At 40.1% G+C, this 13,212-nt stretch carries 15 protein-coding genes; 6 read left to right on the forward strand and 9 right to left on the reverse strand.

All coding sequences use genetic code 11. The features are described from left to right. Positions 1 to 3: 3 nt before the first annotated feature. Positions 4 to 1,548, reverse strand: coding sequence for a 2,3-bisphosphoglycerate-independent phosphoglycerate mutase (gene gpmM / locus H5159_RS12645; RefSeq protein ID WP_002957786.1), 1,545 nt, complete (start codon positions 1,546 to 1,548; stop codon positions 4 to 6). Positions 1,549 to 1,888: 340 nt separating this feature from the next. On the opposite strand from gpmM, the gene H5159_RS12650 reads away from it, so the two are divergent. The 4 genes from H5159_RS12650 to gpsA are packed head-to-tail and all read left to right on the forward strand — an operon-like array spanning position 1,889 to position 4,140. Next, complete coding sequence (locus H5159_RS12650; protein WP_024604567.1) at positions 1,889 to 2,320, forward strand: rhodanese-like domain-containing protein; 432 nt, start codon at positions 1,889 to 1,891, stop codon at positions 2,318 to 2,320. Between the two features lie 31 nt (positions 2,321 to 2,351). Continuing rightward, the gene (grxC, locus tag H5159_RS12655) at positions 2,352 to 2,609 is read left to right on the forward strand and encodes a glutaredoxin 3 (protein WP_002957783.1); all 258 of its coding nucleotides are present in this window, start codon (positions 2,352 to 2,354) and stop codon (positions 2,607 to 2,609) included. 34 nt (positions 2,610 to 2,643) lie between these two features. Then, positions 2,644 to 3,129, forward strand: a complete 486-nt coding sequence (gene secB / locus H5159_RS12660) for a protein-export chaperone SecB (protein ID WP_002957782.1) — start codon at positions 2,644 to 2,646, stop codon at positions 3,127 to 3,129. Positions 3,130 to 3,132: 3 nt separating this feature from the next. Beyond that, on the forward strand, positions 3,133 to 4,140 hold the full coding sequence (gpsA, locus tag H5159_RS12665) for an NAD(P)H-dependent glycerol-3-phosphate dehydrogenase (RefSeq protein ID WP_024597561.1): 1,008 nt from the start codon (positions 3,133 to 3,135) through the stop codon (positions 4,138 to 4,140). A 68-nt stretch (positions 4,141 to 4,208) separates the two neighbouring features. Here gpsA and trmL read toward each other — a convergent pair whose 3' ends face one another. Next, a complete protein-coding gene (gene trmL / locus H5159_RS12670; protein ID WP_002957780.1) occupies positions 4,209 to 4,673 on the reverse strand; it encodes a tRNA (uridine(34)/cytosine(34)/5-carboxymethylaminomethyluridine(34)-2'-O)-methyltransferase TrmL in 465 nt (154 codons plus the stop codon). Between the two features lie 160 nt (positions 4,674 to 4,833). On the opposite strand from trmL, the gene H5159_RS12675 reads away from it, so the two are divergent. Further along, positions 4,834 to 5,697 carry a cation diffusion facilitator family transporter gene (locus H5159_RS12675; RefSeq protein ID WP_182194048.1) on the forward strand — a complete coding sequence of 288 codons (864 nt, stop codon included), beginning with the start codon at positions 4,834 to 4,836 and terminating at the stop codon, positions 5,695 to 5,697. Here the strand turns inward: H5159_RS12675 and H5159_RS12680 are convergent. From H5159_RS12680 to H5159_RS12690, 3 genes are read right to left on the reverse strand one after another with little or no spacing between them, the layout of a single operon-like run. Then, entirely contained in the window at positions 5,660 to 6,607 is a 948-nt protein-coding gene (locus H5159_RS12680) for an alpha/beta fold hydrolase (RefSeq protein WP_182780387.1), read from the reverse strand. The genes H5159_RS12675 and H5159_RS12680 overlap by 38 nt on opposite strands. Before the next feature lie 3 nt (positions 6,608 to 6,610). Then, positions 6,611 to 8,026, reverse strand: a complete 1,416-nt coding sequence (locus H5159_RS12685) for an ATP-binding protein (RefSeq protein ID WP_182692887.1) — start codon at positions 8,024 to 8,026, stop codon at positions 6,611 to 6,613. Next, positions 8,004 to 8,693 carry a response regulator gene (locus H5159_RS12690; RefSeq protein WP_182692886.1) on the reverse strand — a complete coding sequence of 230 codons (690 nt, stop codon included), beginning with the start codon at positions 8,691 to 8,693 and terminating at the stop codon, positions 8,004 to 8,006. The genes H5159_RS12685 and H5159_RS12690 overlap by 23 nt, the downstream gene beginning before the upstream one ends. A gap of 165 nt (positions 8,694 to 8,858) precedes the next feature. Between H5159_RS12690 and H5159_RS12695 the strand changes: the two genes are divergently transcribed. Continuing rightward, complete coding sequence (locus tag H5159_RS12695; RefSeq protein WP_039488264.1) at positions 8,859 to 9,347, forward strand: periplasmic heavy metal sensor; 489 nt, start codon at positions 8,859 to 8,861, stop codon at positions 9,345 to 9,347. Between the two features lie 72 nt (positions 9,348 to 9,419). Here the strand turns inward: H5159_RS12695 and yacG are convergent, their stop codons facing one another. The 4 genes from yacG to H5159_RS12715 all read right to left on the reverse strand — a co-directional run bounded on the left by yacG (position 9,420) and on the right by H5159_RS12715 (position 13,100). Further along, on the reverse strand, positions 9,420 to 9,650 hold the full coding sequence (gene yacG, locus H5159_RS12700) for a DNA gyrase inhibitor YacG (RefSeq protein WP_002957774.1): 231 nt from the start codon (positions 9,648 to 9,650) through the stop codon (positions 9,420 to 9,422). 110 nt (positions 9,651 to 9,760) lie between these two features. Beyond that, positions 9,761 to 11,437, reverse strand: a complete 1,677-nt coding sequence (gene pilB / locus H5159_RS12705) for a type IV-A pilus assembly ATPase PilB (protein WP_182675564.1) — start codon at positions 11,435 to 11,437, stop codon at positions 9,761 to 9,763. A gap of 126 nt (positions 11,438 to 11,563) precedes the next feature. After that, entirely contained in the window at positions 11,564 to 12,205 is a 642-nt protein-coding gene (gene coaE / locus H5159_RS12710) for a dephospho-CoA kinase (protein ID WP_182747965.1), read from the reverse strand. A 1-nt stretch (position 12,206) separates the two neighbouring features. After that, positions 12,207 to 13,100, reverse strand: coding sequence for an A24 family peptidase (locus tag H5159_RS12715; protein WP_182720037.1), 894 nt, complete (start codon positions 13,098 to 13,100; stop codon positions 12,207 to 12,209). Positions 13,101 to 13,212: the final 112 nt, after the last annotated feature.

Here is a 13,212-nt window from a genome sequence, read left to right on the forward strand (position 1 = left end):
GTATTATTTCAACATCATGATAGGCGTACCAGTCATTTCTTTTGGTTGCTCCATACCCATTAAGTGAAGCATTGTTGGGGCTACATCACTCAAGGCTTTACCTTGCATTGGCTCTGCATCGCGACCAACATAAATAAAATGCACAGGTTCGCTAGTGTGGGCAGTATGTGCTTGGCCTGTTTTGAGATCAGCCATTTGCTCAGCATTACCATGATCGGCTGTAATTAGTGCTTCACCACCAAACTCTTCTAGCGCATCAACAACACGTCCGATACAGCTATCTACAGCTTCACAAGCTTTAACAGCGGCTTCAAATACACCTGAGTGACCAACCATATCGCCATTAGGGTAGTTACAAATAATAGCATCGTATTTACCGCTTTTAATTGCTTCTACCAGTTTGTCGGTTAGCATTTCTGAGTTCATTTCAGGTTGTAGGTCGTAGGTTGCTACTTGCGGCGAAGGAATTAGCTCGCGTGTTTCACCTTTAAATTCGCTTTCACGTCCGCCACTAAAGAAAAACGTAACGTGTGCGTATTTTTCGGTTTCTGAAATACGAAGCTGTGTTTTATTATTTTTTTCAAACCATTCACCAAGTACGTTTATTAGTGGTGTAGGTCCAAATGCAACAGGTGCGTCTATATCGGCTGCATACTCTGTCATCATTACAAATGCGCTAAGCTCTGGCGTTCTTTTTTTAGTAAAACCATCAAATTCAGGCTCAACAAAAGCGCGAGTAATTTCGCGGGCTCTATCTGCTCTAAAGTTAGCAAAAATAACGGTGTCACCATCGTTTATTGAAGCCGGAGTGGCACCTGTTGGCGTAATAGTCGTAGCTGCTACAAACTCGTCGTTTTCGTCGCGCTCGTACGCTGCATTAAGTGCTTCAACACCATTATCAAAATTAAAGTCGCCTTCGGCGAGCGTCATTACGTTGTAAGCTTTTTCTACACGGTTCCAACGGTTGTCTCTGTCCATTGCGTAGTAACGGCCAATAAGTGATGCTAAACGTCCGCACTTAAGTTTACTAAATAACGCTTCAATTCGTTCAATTGATGCTTTTGCGCTACGTGGAGGTGTGTCACGGCCGTCTAAAAATGCATGGAAATAGACTTCTTTAGCACCACGTTTTGCCGCCAGCTCAATACTTGCAACTATATGATCTTCATGGCTATGCACACCACCTGGGCTTAAAAGACCCATTATGTGAACCGCTTTACCAGCACTTACTGCTTTGTCTATGTTTTCAACTAAGGCTGGGGTTGAATCAAACTCGCCATCGTTAATTGCTTTGGTGATACGGGTAAAATCTTGATACACAATGCGCCCTGCACCTAAGTTTACATGGCCAACTTCTGAGTTACCCATTTGACCATCAGGAAGACCAACATCTAAACCCGAAGCCGATATTAATGTGTGTGGGCGGGTGGCCCATAAGTTGTCTAATACAGGTGTGTTAGCTGCAAGAATAGCATTACTTTGCGTATCTTCGCGGTGTCCCCAACCGTCTAAAATCATTAATACCAGTGGTTTTTTATGCTCTGTCATAATAGCTCCTGAAAATTAGTATCTGTTGATGGATACTGTGCACCTAAAAAGGTTTATTAGCGTGGTTTTAGCATACCGTGTTTTTAAGCTAGGATCAGCATTGAAAACAAGATATTAAATTTTTTCACTTATACCTCATTGACTAACCTGAACTCTGCTTGAGATAGATTTATTATCCAGAGTTCTTGTTAACTATATATGGGGGGGCTTTATCGTTTTTTAAACGCCTCTAAGTGCTCCTAAACTCGCATTTTAGGTTGGTTTGGGTATACTTGCGTGGCTAAAGTACAAAATCCTTAAAACATCACGTTTTAAAACATAATTTCATAGTGGAAGTAGAATGGAACAATATATTGAATTTATTACAAATCATCCCATTTTAAGCCTTGCTTGGGTTGGTATTGTTTTCCTTATTGTTAGTGGCTGGATAAAAAGTAAGCTTTCAGCTGTTCGTCAAATAAATCCCCAGCAGCTTACGTTACTTATTAACCGTGATGACGGTCAAGTAATCGATATACGTGCGCAAAAAGAGTTTAATGCAGGGCGTATTTCTGGTGCTGAGCACTTAAGCCCAGAGAATGCGAAAAAATCTGACTTTTCAAGCCTTGAAAAGTACAAGACTAAACCCATTATAGTTGTATGTACTACAGGTATGACTGCCCAAGGTACTGCAGCCGCTATGAGTAAAGCTGGTTTTGAACGAGTTTACTTATTAGCAGGTGGCATGGGTGCGTGGCAATCTGCCAGCTTACCAACTACAACAGGTCGCTAATCAGTTTAGCTAGGCCGATAGAGGATTTATTATGAGTAATGTTGTTTTATACACCAAGGCGTATTGTCCATTTTGTCAGCGTGCTCTTTCGCTTTTAAACAGCAAAGGCGTTGAATACACAAATTATGATATTGGTGTGCAGCCTGAGCTACGCGATGAAATGATTGCCAAAGCAGGTGGTGCAAGCACAGTACCGCAAATTTTTATTAATGATGAACATATCGGTGGCTGCGACGACATGATGGCTATTGAAGCGCAAGGTAAACTTGACGCTAAGCTAAACGCTTAATTTAATTATAATAACGAACAAGTTAGGAATAACAATGAACGAAGAAAATCAAAACGTAGCAGCTGCTGAAGCTGGCGCACAATTTACTATTCAACGCATTTACACTAAAGATGTATCGTTTGAAACGCCAAACTCTCCGGCCATCTTTCAAAAAGAATGGACACCAGAAGTTAAGCTAGACCTAGATACACGCTCAAACAAGTTGGACGAAGGTGTATTTGAAGTTGTTTTAGCGCTAACTGTAACTGCATCTATTGGTGAAGAAACTGCGTTCTTATGTGAAATTCAACAAGCAGGTATTTTTACTATTGCTGAAGTTGAAGAAGTGCAACTTGCGCACATGCTAGGTGCATTTTGTCCTAACGTGTTATTCCCATATGCACGTGAAGCTGTTTCAAATCTTGTTAACCGTGGTACTTTCCCACAGCTTAACCTTGCGCCAGTTAATTTTGATGCGTTATTTGCACAATACATGCAACAACGTACTGCGCAAGCTGACCAGGCTTCAGCAGACGCATAACTTATGAGTACAGCAACTACAGCTGTTACTGTATTAGGGGCGGGGTCTTACGGCACCGCCCTTGCTATTTGTTTAGCCCGAAATGGTCACCAGGTGACACTTTGGGGAAGAAATAGCGACGACGTTGCCACGCTTGCAGCTGAGCGGAAAAATCAACGTTACTTACCTGATGCTCCTTTCCCAGATACTCTTACTCTTGAAGCTAACCTACAACATGCCGTTGCTAGCAGTGCTATTGTACTTGTTGTTGTGCCAAGCCATGCTTTTGGCGACACGCTTGCGCAGATAAAACCTGCATTGCAAGAGGGTGCTAAAGTAGCGTGGGCAACTAAAGGGCTTGAGCCTAATACTGGACGTTTGTTACAAGAAGTTGCTTTGCAAGAATTGGGTGATGACATACCACTTGCGGTACTTTCGGGTCCTACGTTTGCAAAAGAAATGGCGATGGGGTCACCTACAGCTATTTCAGTGTCTTCTACGTCACCTGAATTTGCGCAGCAACTGGCTGATTTACTTCATTGTGGTCGCTCATTCCGTGTGTATAACAATGATGACTTTATTGGTATACAGCTCGGTGGTGCGGTTAAAAATGTAATTGCAATTGGTGCCGGTATTTCGGACGGTGTAGGTTTTGGTGCTAATGCGCGTACCGCGCTCATTACCCGAGGCCTTGCAGAGCTCACTCGTTTAGGTTGTGCTCTGGGTGCTAAGCCAGAAACCTTTATGGGAATGGCAGGCCTTGGTGATTTAATACTAACCTGTACAGATAACCAATCACGTAATCGTCGATTTGGTTTGGCGTTAGGTAAAGGCGAGAGTGTTGATGCTGCTATTGAGTCTATTGGCCAAGTAGTTGAAGGCTTTAGAAACACTAAAGAAGTGTATTTACTAGCGCAGCGTGCTGGCGTAGAAATGCCAATCACAGAGCAAATTTATAAAGTACTTTATGAAAATAAAGACATGAAAGAAGCCGCTATGGCTCTTTTAGGACGAGAACAACGCGCTGAATAAGCGCTTGAGCTAGGCCTTAACTAAAAAACCGACATTATGTCGGTTTTTTATTGCCTAACGGATTATATTTACTGGGCGTTAGGGAAGCCCAACTGACGCCACGACTCGTAAACAAACACGGCGACTGCATTTGACAGGTTCATACTACGGCTATTTGCTTGCATAGGAATACGAACACGCTGATCGTTTGGTAATGCTTGAATCATTTCATCAGGCAGGCCGCGTGTTTCAGGACCAAATACCAAGCAGTCGCCAGCTTCGTAACTTGCTTCATGATGAAACTGACTGCCTTTAGTTGTACAGGCATACACTTTTTTAGGTTTGCATTTTTCAAGGTAGTCCTCAAAAGAGGCATGGCGTTGAACATGGCTAAATTCATGGTAATCAAGGCCCGCACGTTTCACGCGTTTATCGTCCCATTCAAAACCTAATGGCTCAATTAAATGTAATGCATAGCCAGTATTGGCACATAGGCGAATAATATTACCTGTGTTAGGCGGTATTTCAGGTTGGTATAAAACAATATCCAGCATAATGAGCCTTATAAAATAATCTGTAGTTTGACGAAGGGCAGTATACACGAAACCTTTTAAAAAAATGATATACTCAACACATTCAATACAGTGATTAATGGATACACGCGTGCATAACCGTAGCTACGAATTTTGGGTTAAAACTTCCAGCATTGTTACCATGGTCATGGTTAGCTTAATGATCGGCGCAAAAACATGGGCCTGGCTGGCTTCTGGCTCGGCCTCAATGCTTGGCTCGTTAACTGATTCGTTAATGGATATTACTGCCACCGCAATGAGCTTTTTAGTGTTGGGTTACGCACTGCGCCCAGCGGATGATGACCATAGGTTTGGGCACGGAAAAGCTGAAGCACTTGCAGGACTAGGCCAAGCCGCATTTATTGCAGGCTCAGGTTGCCTACTAGCTTTTCATGGTATTGAGCGATTATTTAACCCTATACAGTTAAGCCATTCTTTATTAGGTGTGTGGGTAAGTATTTTTGCTATTGCGTGTACGCTCGTCATTGTATTTGTACAAAATAAAGTGGTTAAGTATACCGATTCAATTGCTATAAAAGCCGACTCAGTACATTACAAAGGCGATTTAATATTAAACGCTGCTGTGCTGTTAGCTATTTTGTTAGCTTATTATGGCGTGTTGTATGCAGATCCTATTTTTGCAATAGGTGTAGCGGGTTACTTACTTTATAACAGCTGGGATATAGCTCGCGATAGTGCTGATCATTTAATGGATAAAGAACTCCCTGATGATGAAAAACAAAGCATATTTGACATAGCCAGAGCCCATGCCGATGTACATGGTGTGCATGATATTCGTACTCGCCAAGGTGGAAAAGTTAAGTTTATTCAAATGCACTTAGAGCTTGATGATCATCTAAGTTTGATTCGCGCGCACAATGTGGCTGATGAAGTAGAGGCAATGCTCAAAGAACGTTTTGAGTCGGAGGTAGATATACTGATCCACCTCGACCCTTTGTCAGTACTTGTTAAGCCGTCACCGAATCACAAAATTGATAAAAGTTAGTTAATAGCGGCTTTCGAATTTCGTCACGTTCAAAAAGTAGCTCGTGTTTAGCGCCTTCAAAACTCTCAATCGTTGCATGAGCATGCCTTTTTGCAATACTGTACTGTGCTTCGTTGTTTACCACTGTATCGCTAGCTGCACTTGCTATAAACAAAGGGATTGGTACGTTTAGGTTATCAACAGACTTTAAAAACGATATCGTAGCTGCTAGCCAGCCAAACGTAACGCCACCTAATTGTATGTTAGGTTCTAATTTATAGGTTTGCCTAAAGTAGGTGTAACGCTTCTCGCTGCTAGTAAGTACGTTTTCGGTAAATGGGATCGGGTTGTAGTTGCCTTGTCCAAATGCATAGCAAGAGTGTAAACCAAGTAAAGTGGCTAATTTAACAATAAACTTCGTTGGTATTTTTGGTACGTCTTTTGTAAAAATATCAAACATAGGAGCAGACAAAAACACGCCTTTATAGCTATTTTCAAATTTTGCTAAATAATCAATAGCAATGGCGCCACCCATTGAGTGAGCCAGCATGACTTTTTTACCTTGCCAATGTTTTGAAACTATTTGCTGATCAAAGTTATTTAGGTCACTGCTGTAGTTATTATAATGTTTTACAAAGCCTTTATGTTTATTTTTAAGGTGCCTGTAAGAGCGGCCCTGACCTTGATGATCCATAATAAACACAGCAAAATTATTACAATACAGCTCCCAGAGTAGTTCTTTATATTTTTCTAGGCCTTCAATACGCCCTGTACTTACTACTATTGCGGTTGTCGCGTTTTTAGGGATTGCGTATGCGTAAAATAGCTTTCCTGATGGCGTATCTAAGTAGCTTTTAATTAAATTTGAAGTATAAAAAACATTAATGGCCTCTTGATTGCTCTCAAGCTGGGCTTCTGAACTATAAAACATGCTTTACTCTTTTATTAATGGCAAGGTTATATTAGCACACAAGCCACCTAGTTCTTTATTTGATAATACTAAACTGCCACCATGCGCAGTAATAGCATTTTTAGCAATCGCCAGCCCTAAACCCGTACCACCACTTACGCGATCCCGCGCATCTGATTGCCTAAAAAAGGGCTCACAAAGCTTGCCCAGTTGGTCATCGGGCACACCAGAGCCATCATCACATATTTCTATATAAATGGCATCTGTATGCTTTAGGGCAATGCTAATAGTCTTATTTGCGTATTTAATAGCGTTGCGTAATAGGTTTTCAAGTGCGCTGGCAATAAGGCCTTCGTCGCAATTAATATTTACGTCTACAGTGCCCACTATATTTAGCTGCTTATTATTTTGTTTTGCTTCAAACTGCGCATCGTTAATAACGTGATCTACAATTATTTGTAATGATTGTTTTTGCAGTGAAAGCGCTTGGCTTTTTGCTTCTAAGCGAGAAACTTGCAGCACGTCGGCAATCATCTTATCAAGTTGGTTTGCTTCTTTTTCTATGCGTAATAAATACGATTGGCTAGCGTCGTTAGCTTGCATTTGCGCAAGACCGGTAGCCATTTTTAAACGCGTAAGGGGCGAGCGTAACTCATGTGATATGTCGGCTAATAAGCGTTTTTGTGAACTAATTAAAAGCTCTAGCTGATTGGCCATGCTGTTAAAGTCTCGCCCAAGTATTCCCAGCTCATCTTTTCGGTTTACAGAAATGTCGGCTCTTGCGCTTAGGTTGCCCGCTGATAGTTTAATAGCTGCTTTTTTAAGACTATTTATAGGGGCTATTAAGTTACGGCTAAATACAAAGCTTAAAATAAGAGAGGCAACAATTGCGATGACTATTTTCATCCAATTAGGCATAAGCTTAAAGCGCATTAATAGCGGCGGTTGATGGTTAATATCTATTTCATAAAGATAAAAACTCCCTTCAGGCACGTTTATGTTAACAGGGCCGAAGGCTTGATATTTTTCAGTAAAAATAATTTGTGGTGACATATTTTGAGTAAAGTTTAATAAACTTAAGTCGATGCTCTCTGGCACCTCTTTACTACTAAGGGAGTCTTCGCTTTGAGCTGCGCTTAAGTATAAAAGTTTACGCTTTGATAGGCGAGGGTGTACTAATACATCGCTTAGGCTGCGCTTATGTTTAATAGCAGTGCGCTCAATACTTTTGGCGGTATATATTAAGTTTTTTTTCATAGGGCCATAAAGCGGCTCGTTAGTTACCGCGTTAATAGCGGTAATGTTACTTAAAAATATAAGCGCTGCAACGGTGCCGATTATAGTTAACCAAAACCAAATAAATATTTTAAAAAACAGGTAGTGCCCAGGGTGTTTTAACCAAGCAAAGTAAGTGCTTTTATTCGCCTTGGATAAAGACATAACCCGTACCTCTCATTGTTTTAATTCGCTCACCTGGAATATGCTCTGCTATTTTTTTGCGGATATTACTTACATGCATATCGATAGAGCGATCAAAAGAAGCTAAACGCCTACCTAGTACTTCTTCACTAATTTGCTCTTTACTAACCACTTCACCTGCATTTTTACACAATAGCGTGAGTATTTCGTACTCTGTACCAGTAAGCGTTAGTGTAGAGCCGTCTATTGAGGCTTCTCGAGCTGCAAGGTTAACAGTAATGCCATTAACGAGTAACTTACTCGTTGTAGCTATATTTAAACTATTAATGTGCTCTATACGGCGAGTTATCGCTTTTACGCGGGCTAGTAATTCACGATGATTAAAAGGCTTTGGAATGTAATCGTCAGCGCCTAGCTCTAGACCAAAAATACGGTCAAAGTCTTCACCTTTTGCTGTAAGCATTATTACCGGTGTGAGTTTTGTTTGCCTAAGTTGTTTAAGTACTTCAAAACCATCAAGCGTTGGTAACATTACATCTAGCAATATAAGGGCGTAGTCATTTGCTTGTGCTAGTTTAAGGCCTTGTTCACCGTCGTGTACGCTTTGTATTTCAAAGCCTTGGGCAGTTAAATATTCACTTAATAGCTCACAAAGGCCAGTGTCGTCATCAATCATTAATAGTTTCATTTACAAACCCTTAGAGTTGTTTATAGCGTTATTTTACCCGCTAAATAGTGCAAAGGTGAATCTTTACACAACCTTTACACTGCTTTGCGTTACTTTGCGTTGAGTTAGGTATAGTTAACTCACTGGCTTAGCAGCCACAACCAACCCAATATTAAGGTAATGATTATGACTAAATTAAACACACTTTCAAAATTAGTACTTATCTGTGGCTTAGCAACAGCAACGCTTGGTGCTGGTAGCGTGTTAGCTAAAGGCGACGGACATAAGCAAGGCCATTCTCAAGCTCGTTTTTTACTTTCTGAGCGCGGCGTTGAAAAATTAAACCTAACAGATGAGCAGCAAACTAAGCTAAAGGCTATTTTTGAAGCGCAAAAAACACAAATGAAAGCACTGCGTGGCGACGATAAAGAAGCCCGTAAAGCGATGCGTGAAGCGCACAAAGCAAAAATGGATGCATTACTTTCGGCTGCAACATTTGACGAAAATGCAGCAAAAGAGCTATTAAATGAACGTCATGAAAAAGGTGAGCAATTTGGTTTAATTAAACTAAAAACACAACACCAAGTAATGCAAGTGCTTAACGCTGAGCAAAAAGAGAAGTTTGCTAAAATGCAAAAGCGTATGAATAAAAAGCACCGTAAACAAAAAAGTTAATTTTACTTTTTTGTAAATACTAAAAAACCAGCGTAATGCTGGTTTTTGTATTTAGGGCATTATGAAGATAAATTATTTAAAAAAGTCATCTTCATTTTTAGCCATCATTGCCTCAATATCTTCTATCATGTCTTGGCTAAACTCTTCAGCCGAGGTGATTGGTGCAGAAATTTTATTATTTTCGAACGACCATTCACCTAAATCAATTAGTTGGCAGCGCTTTGAGCAAAAAGGGCGAAATGGGCTTTGCTCTGACCATTCAACTTTAGTTTTACAGGTTGGGCAGTTTACAACAGTAGGCATAAATTACTCTCTACAAATTTTTGGTGCATATTACATTACTTAGATATGAGTCTCTAGCTATAAGGCTCTGAGCTTAAAGCTTAGAGCCTTATATCTTTTACTGTGGGCCATTAAAAATTGGTTACGCGGTTAATTTCACCAAGGGATGTAAGGCCATCGGCTGCTTTGCGTAAACCCGATAAACGTAAATTATTAAAACCGGCTTTAAGTGATACCTCTGCTATTTCAAGCGAATTACCACCGCGCATAATAATTTGGGCTATTTCAGGAGTAATTTGCATTACTTCGTAAATACCCACACGCCCTTTGTAACCATCAGTACAGCTATCACACCCTTTAGGCATATATAACGTCATTTCTTCAATTTGCTCGGCACTAAATCCTTGGCGAGCAAGTTCTTCACTCGGAAGTTGTTCTGGCGTTTTGCATTTAGGGCACAAGCGACGTGCTAAACGCTGGGCTATAATTAAGCTAATCGAACTTGCTACGTTATAAGCGGGTACACCCATATTTAATAAACGAGTGATTGTTTCCGGCGCTGAGTTTGTATGCAATGTTGATAAAACCAAGTGACCTGTTTGCGCCGCTTTTATTGATATTTCTGCGGTCTCTAAGTCACGTATTTCACCTACCATAACTACATCAGGATCTTGACGTAAAAATGCGCGCAGGGCGTTGGCAAAAGTCATGTCGGCTTTAATATTTATTTGTACTTGGTTTACACCTTCAAGGTTAATCTCAACCGGATCTTCCGCAGTACTAATATTACGCTCAGGCTGGTTTAATATATTTAAACCTGTGTATAGCGATACTGTTTTACCAGAACCGGTGGGCCCTGTTACTAGTATCATCCCTTGAGGCTGGGCAAGCGCATCCATGTAGAGCTTTTTCTGCTCAGGCTCATAGCCTAATACATCAATGCCTAACATAGCGCTTGATGAATCAAGAATACGCATTACTATTTTTTCGCCCCACAAGGTAGGCATGGTACTTACACGAAAATCGATACTTTTGCGTTCAGTAATTTTTAGCTTAATACGACCATCTTGAGGTTTGCGTTTTTCGGCAATATCGAGTCTCGACATAACCTTAATACGCGCAGAAAGCTTGGTGGCTAATGTATTGGGTGGGCTTGCCACTTCATGCAAAATGCCATCAATACGAAAGCGAATACGGTACTTGTGCTCATATGGTTCAAAATGTAAATCAGAGGCACCTTTTTTAATGGCATCCATTAAAATTTTGTTGATGTATACGATGATAGGCGCGTCGTCTTTATCATCATCTTGTGGTGCTGTATCTCTTTGGCTTTCTGAGTCTAAATCAGCAAATTCTTGAAACTCGTCATCAGTTAGATTTAAGCTGCCAGTGGCATCTAGTAATTGCTCTATTTTGGTATCGAGTTGAATATAATCAACAACAACAATTTCGCATGAAAGACCGGTACTAAACTCAAAGTTTTCGAATGCGCCGTAATCTGTTGGGTCTGATGCAGCTATATAAACTTTTCGATCTTTTTGAACAAGCGGCAAAATATGATGTTTACGTATAAGTTTTTCTTTTACGAGGTCGGCCGGGATTCTTGTAGGATCAAAGTCTTTTAAATCAAAATAAGGTACGCGAAACAAGTCGATACATTGTTCAGCTAAATCTTTACTATCGATTTTTCCACATTTAGAAATAAGCTCAGCTGTTGAGGCAAATTCATTTTGTTTGTTTTTAACCGTGTCGGCATCAATGCGGCCAAGGGTTATAAATTTTCTCAATAACGGTGAGTTAATATTCATTGCGCACCTGTTTTATTCCTTCAATAGTAAGCAATTTATCAGAAAAAAGAAGGGGATTACATCACCTTTCATTCATTGTTGTGATTTTACTAACTAAAATACGAGTTTGTGTGAGTTAGGACAGTGTTATTGTGAGTTAGTTTTGTTGTGTAATGCATATTGTAGGTACTTTTTATGAAGATCAACAAGTTCTATATTCACTAGGTTTAAACTACGGTCGTTATTTAAAATATCATCCGCTTTTTGTTGCTTATCATCACGTGACATTTGCGAGGCAATAATACTTTTAACTTGCTCACTACTTGTGTTGTCACGTTTTGCTGTACGCGCTACTTGTACAGAGGTTGGTACGTCAATAAGTAAGGTATGGTCGCAATATTTATCAAGGTTGTTTTCAAACAATAAAGGCGCTACTAAAACAACATAAGGGCTAGTTGCATTATTTAAATCGTTTAGTATTTTTGCGCGAATAAGAGGGTGTAGCAACGCATTAAGCCATTCTTTGTCACTGTTGTTAGTGAATATTTTTGCGCGCAATTCTGCTCTATTTAATGTGCCATCAGGCAATAAAATATCTTTGCCAAAGTGTGCTGTAATCGCTTTTAGCCCTTTGCTATTTGGGAGTACGACTTCACGCGCAATTATATCGGCATCAACTATTGTAATACCAAGCTCTTCAAACATGTTACTGATGGCCGTTTTACCACAGCCAATACCGCCTGTTAAGCCTAATACCCAGCTGTTTACTTTAGTTATTTGCTCACTCATTTTAATAACCTATTAAATTAAAATAAGCGCCTTGAATTTGGTTGCCCCAAAGCATGGTGATCCAGCCTGCTATCGCTAAATAAGGGCCAAAAGGGATAGGGGTCGCTTTGTCTTTACCTTGTATGCTCAACAGCGCAATACCTATAATGGCACCTACTACGCTCGAAAGCAGAATAATAGTAAGCAATGACTGCCAGCCAAGTAACGCCCCAAATACAGCAAGCAACTTAAAATCGCCATAACCCATGCCTTCTTTACCGGTTAATAACTTAAATAGCCAAAACACGCTCCACAAACTTAAATAACCGCAAGCCGCACCAATAATGGCATCTGTAGGTGTAATTGTGTAACCCATTACAGAAGCAATAAGTGCAAGCCATACTAGCGGAAGTGTAAGTTGATCTGGCAGTAACATGTGGTCAATATCAATAAAGGTCAGAGCTACCAATATCCACGTTACAAAAATATATAAAAGGGCTTGCTCGGTCGCACCAAAGCTATAGGCAACAATTAAACTTAATAGGGCAGTAATTAGCTCTACAGCAGGGTATCGGACCGAAATAGGATTACTGCAGCTTGCGCATTTACCTTTAAGTATTAACCAACTAATAATAGGAATATTCTGCCAAGGCTTAATGGCTGTTTTGCATTTAGGGCAGGTAGAGTTGGGTTTTACTAAGTTAAAAGGCTTATTGATATTGGCTTGTTTAGATTTATTAGCTGTAAGCTCATCATCTAGCAATATGCGGCATTCGCTTTGCCACTCACGTTGCATCATCAGTGGTAAGCGATAAATAACCACATTTAAAAAACTACCAATACACAAACTAATTAAGCCAATAGTGGTTAAATAAAACCACAACTGGCTTTGCATTACTTCAATAATACTTTGCATCATATTACCTGAAAATTATTTTAAAAATTAAGCGTTTAAAAATTAAGTGAAATTATTATCACAAAGAGAAGTGAAAGAGAGTAAATGAGAAGACATTAATAGCTATGCCTTA

The organism is Pseudoalteromonas sp. SG43-1 (genome assembly GCF_014164415.1).
Lineage (GTDB): Bacteria > Pseudomonadota > Gammaproteobacteria > Enterobacterales > Alteromonadaceae > Pseudoalteromonas > Pseudoalteromonas distincta.

Excerpts from the sequence above, each read along its gene's own strand:
- H5159_RS12685 (WP_182692887.1), bottom strand. The coding sequence starts at position 8,026 with ATGTCTTTATCCAAGGCGAATAAAAGCACTTACTTTGCTTGGTTAAAA.
- H5159_RS12690 (WP_182692886.1), bottom strand. The coding sequence starts at position 8,693 with ATGAAACTATTAATGATTGATGACGACACTGGCCTTTGTGAGCTATTA.
- H5159_RS12715 (WP_182720037.1), bottom strand. The coding sequence starts at position 13,100 with ATGCAAAGTATTATTGAAGTAATGCAAAGCCAGTTGTGGTTTTATTTA.
- gpmM (WP_002957786.1), bottom strand. The coding sequence starts at position 1,548 with ATGACAGAGCATAAAAAACCACTGGTATTAATGATTTTAGACGGTTGG.
- gpsA (WP_024597561.1), top strand. The coding sequence starts at position 3,133 with ATGAGTACAGCAACTACAGCTGTTACTGTATTAGGGGCGGGGTCTTAC.
- pilB (WP_182675564.1), bottom strand. The coding sequence starts at position 11,437 with ATGAATATTAACTCACCGTTATTGAGAAAATTTATAACCCTTGGCCGC.
- grxC (WP_002957783.1), top strand. The coding sequence starts at position 2,352 with ATGAGTAATGTTGTTTTATACACCAAGGCGTATTGTCCATTTTGTCAG.
- coaE (WP_182747965.1), bottom strand. The coding sequence starts at position 12,205 with ATGAGTGAGCAAATAACTAAAGTAAACAGCTGGGTATTAGGCTTAACA.
- H5159_RS12680 (WP_182780387.1), bottom strand. The coding sequence starts at position 6,607 with ATGTTTTATAGTTCAGAAGCCCAGCTTGAGAGCAATCAAGAGGCCATT.
- H5159_RS12695 (WP_039488264.1), top strand. The coding sequence starts at position 8,859 with ATGACTAAATTAAACACACTTTCAAAATTAGTACTTATCTGTGGCTTA.
- trmL (WP_002957780.1), bottom strand. The coding sequence starts at position 4,673 with ATGCTGGATATTGTTTTATACCAACCTGAAATACCGCCTAACACAGGT.
- yacG (WP_002957774.1), bottom strand. The coding sequence starts at position 9,650 with ATGCCTACTGTTGTAAACTGCCCAACCTGTAAAACTAAAGTTGAATGG.
- H5159_RS12650 (WP_024604567.1), top strand. The coding sequence starts at position 1,889 with ATGGAACAATATATTGAATTTATTACAAATCATCCCATTTTAAGCCTT.
- secB (WP_002957782.1), top strand. The coding sequence starts at position 2,644 with ATGAACGAAGAAAATCAAAACGTAGCAGCTGCTGAAGCTGGCGCACAA.
- H5159_RS12675 (WP_182194048.1), top strand. The coding sequence starts at position 4,834 with ATGGTCATGGTTAGCTTAATGATCGGCGCAAAAACATGGGCCTGGCTG.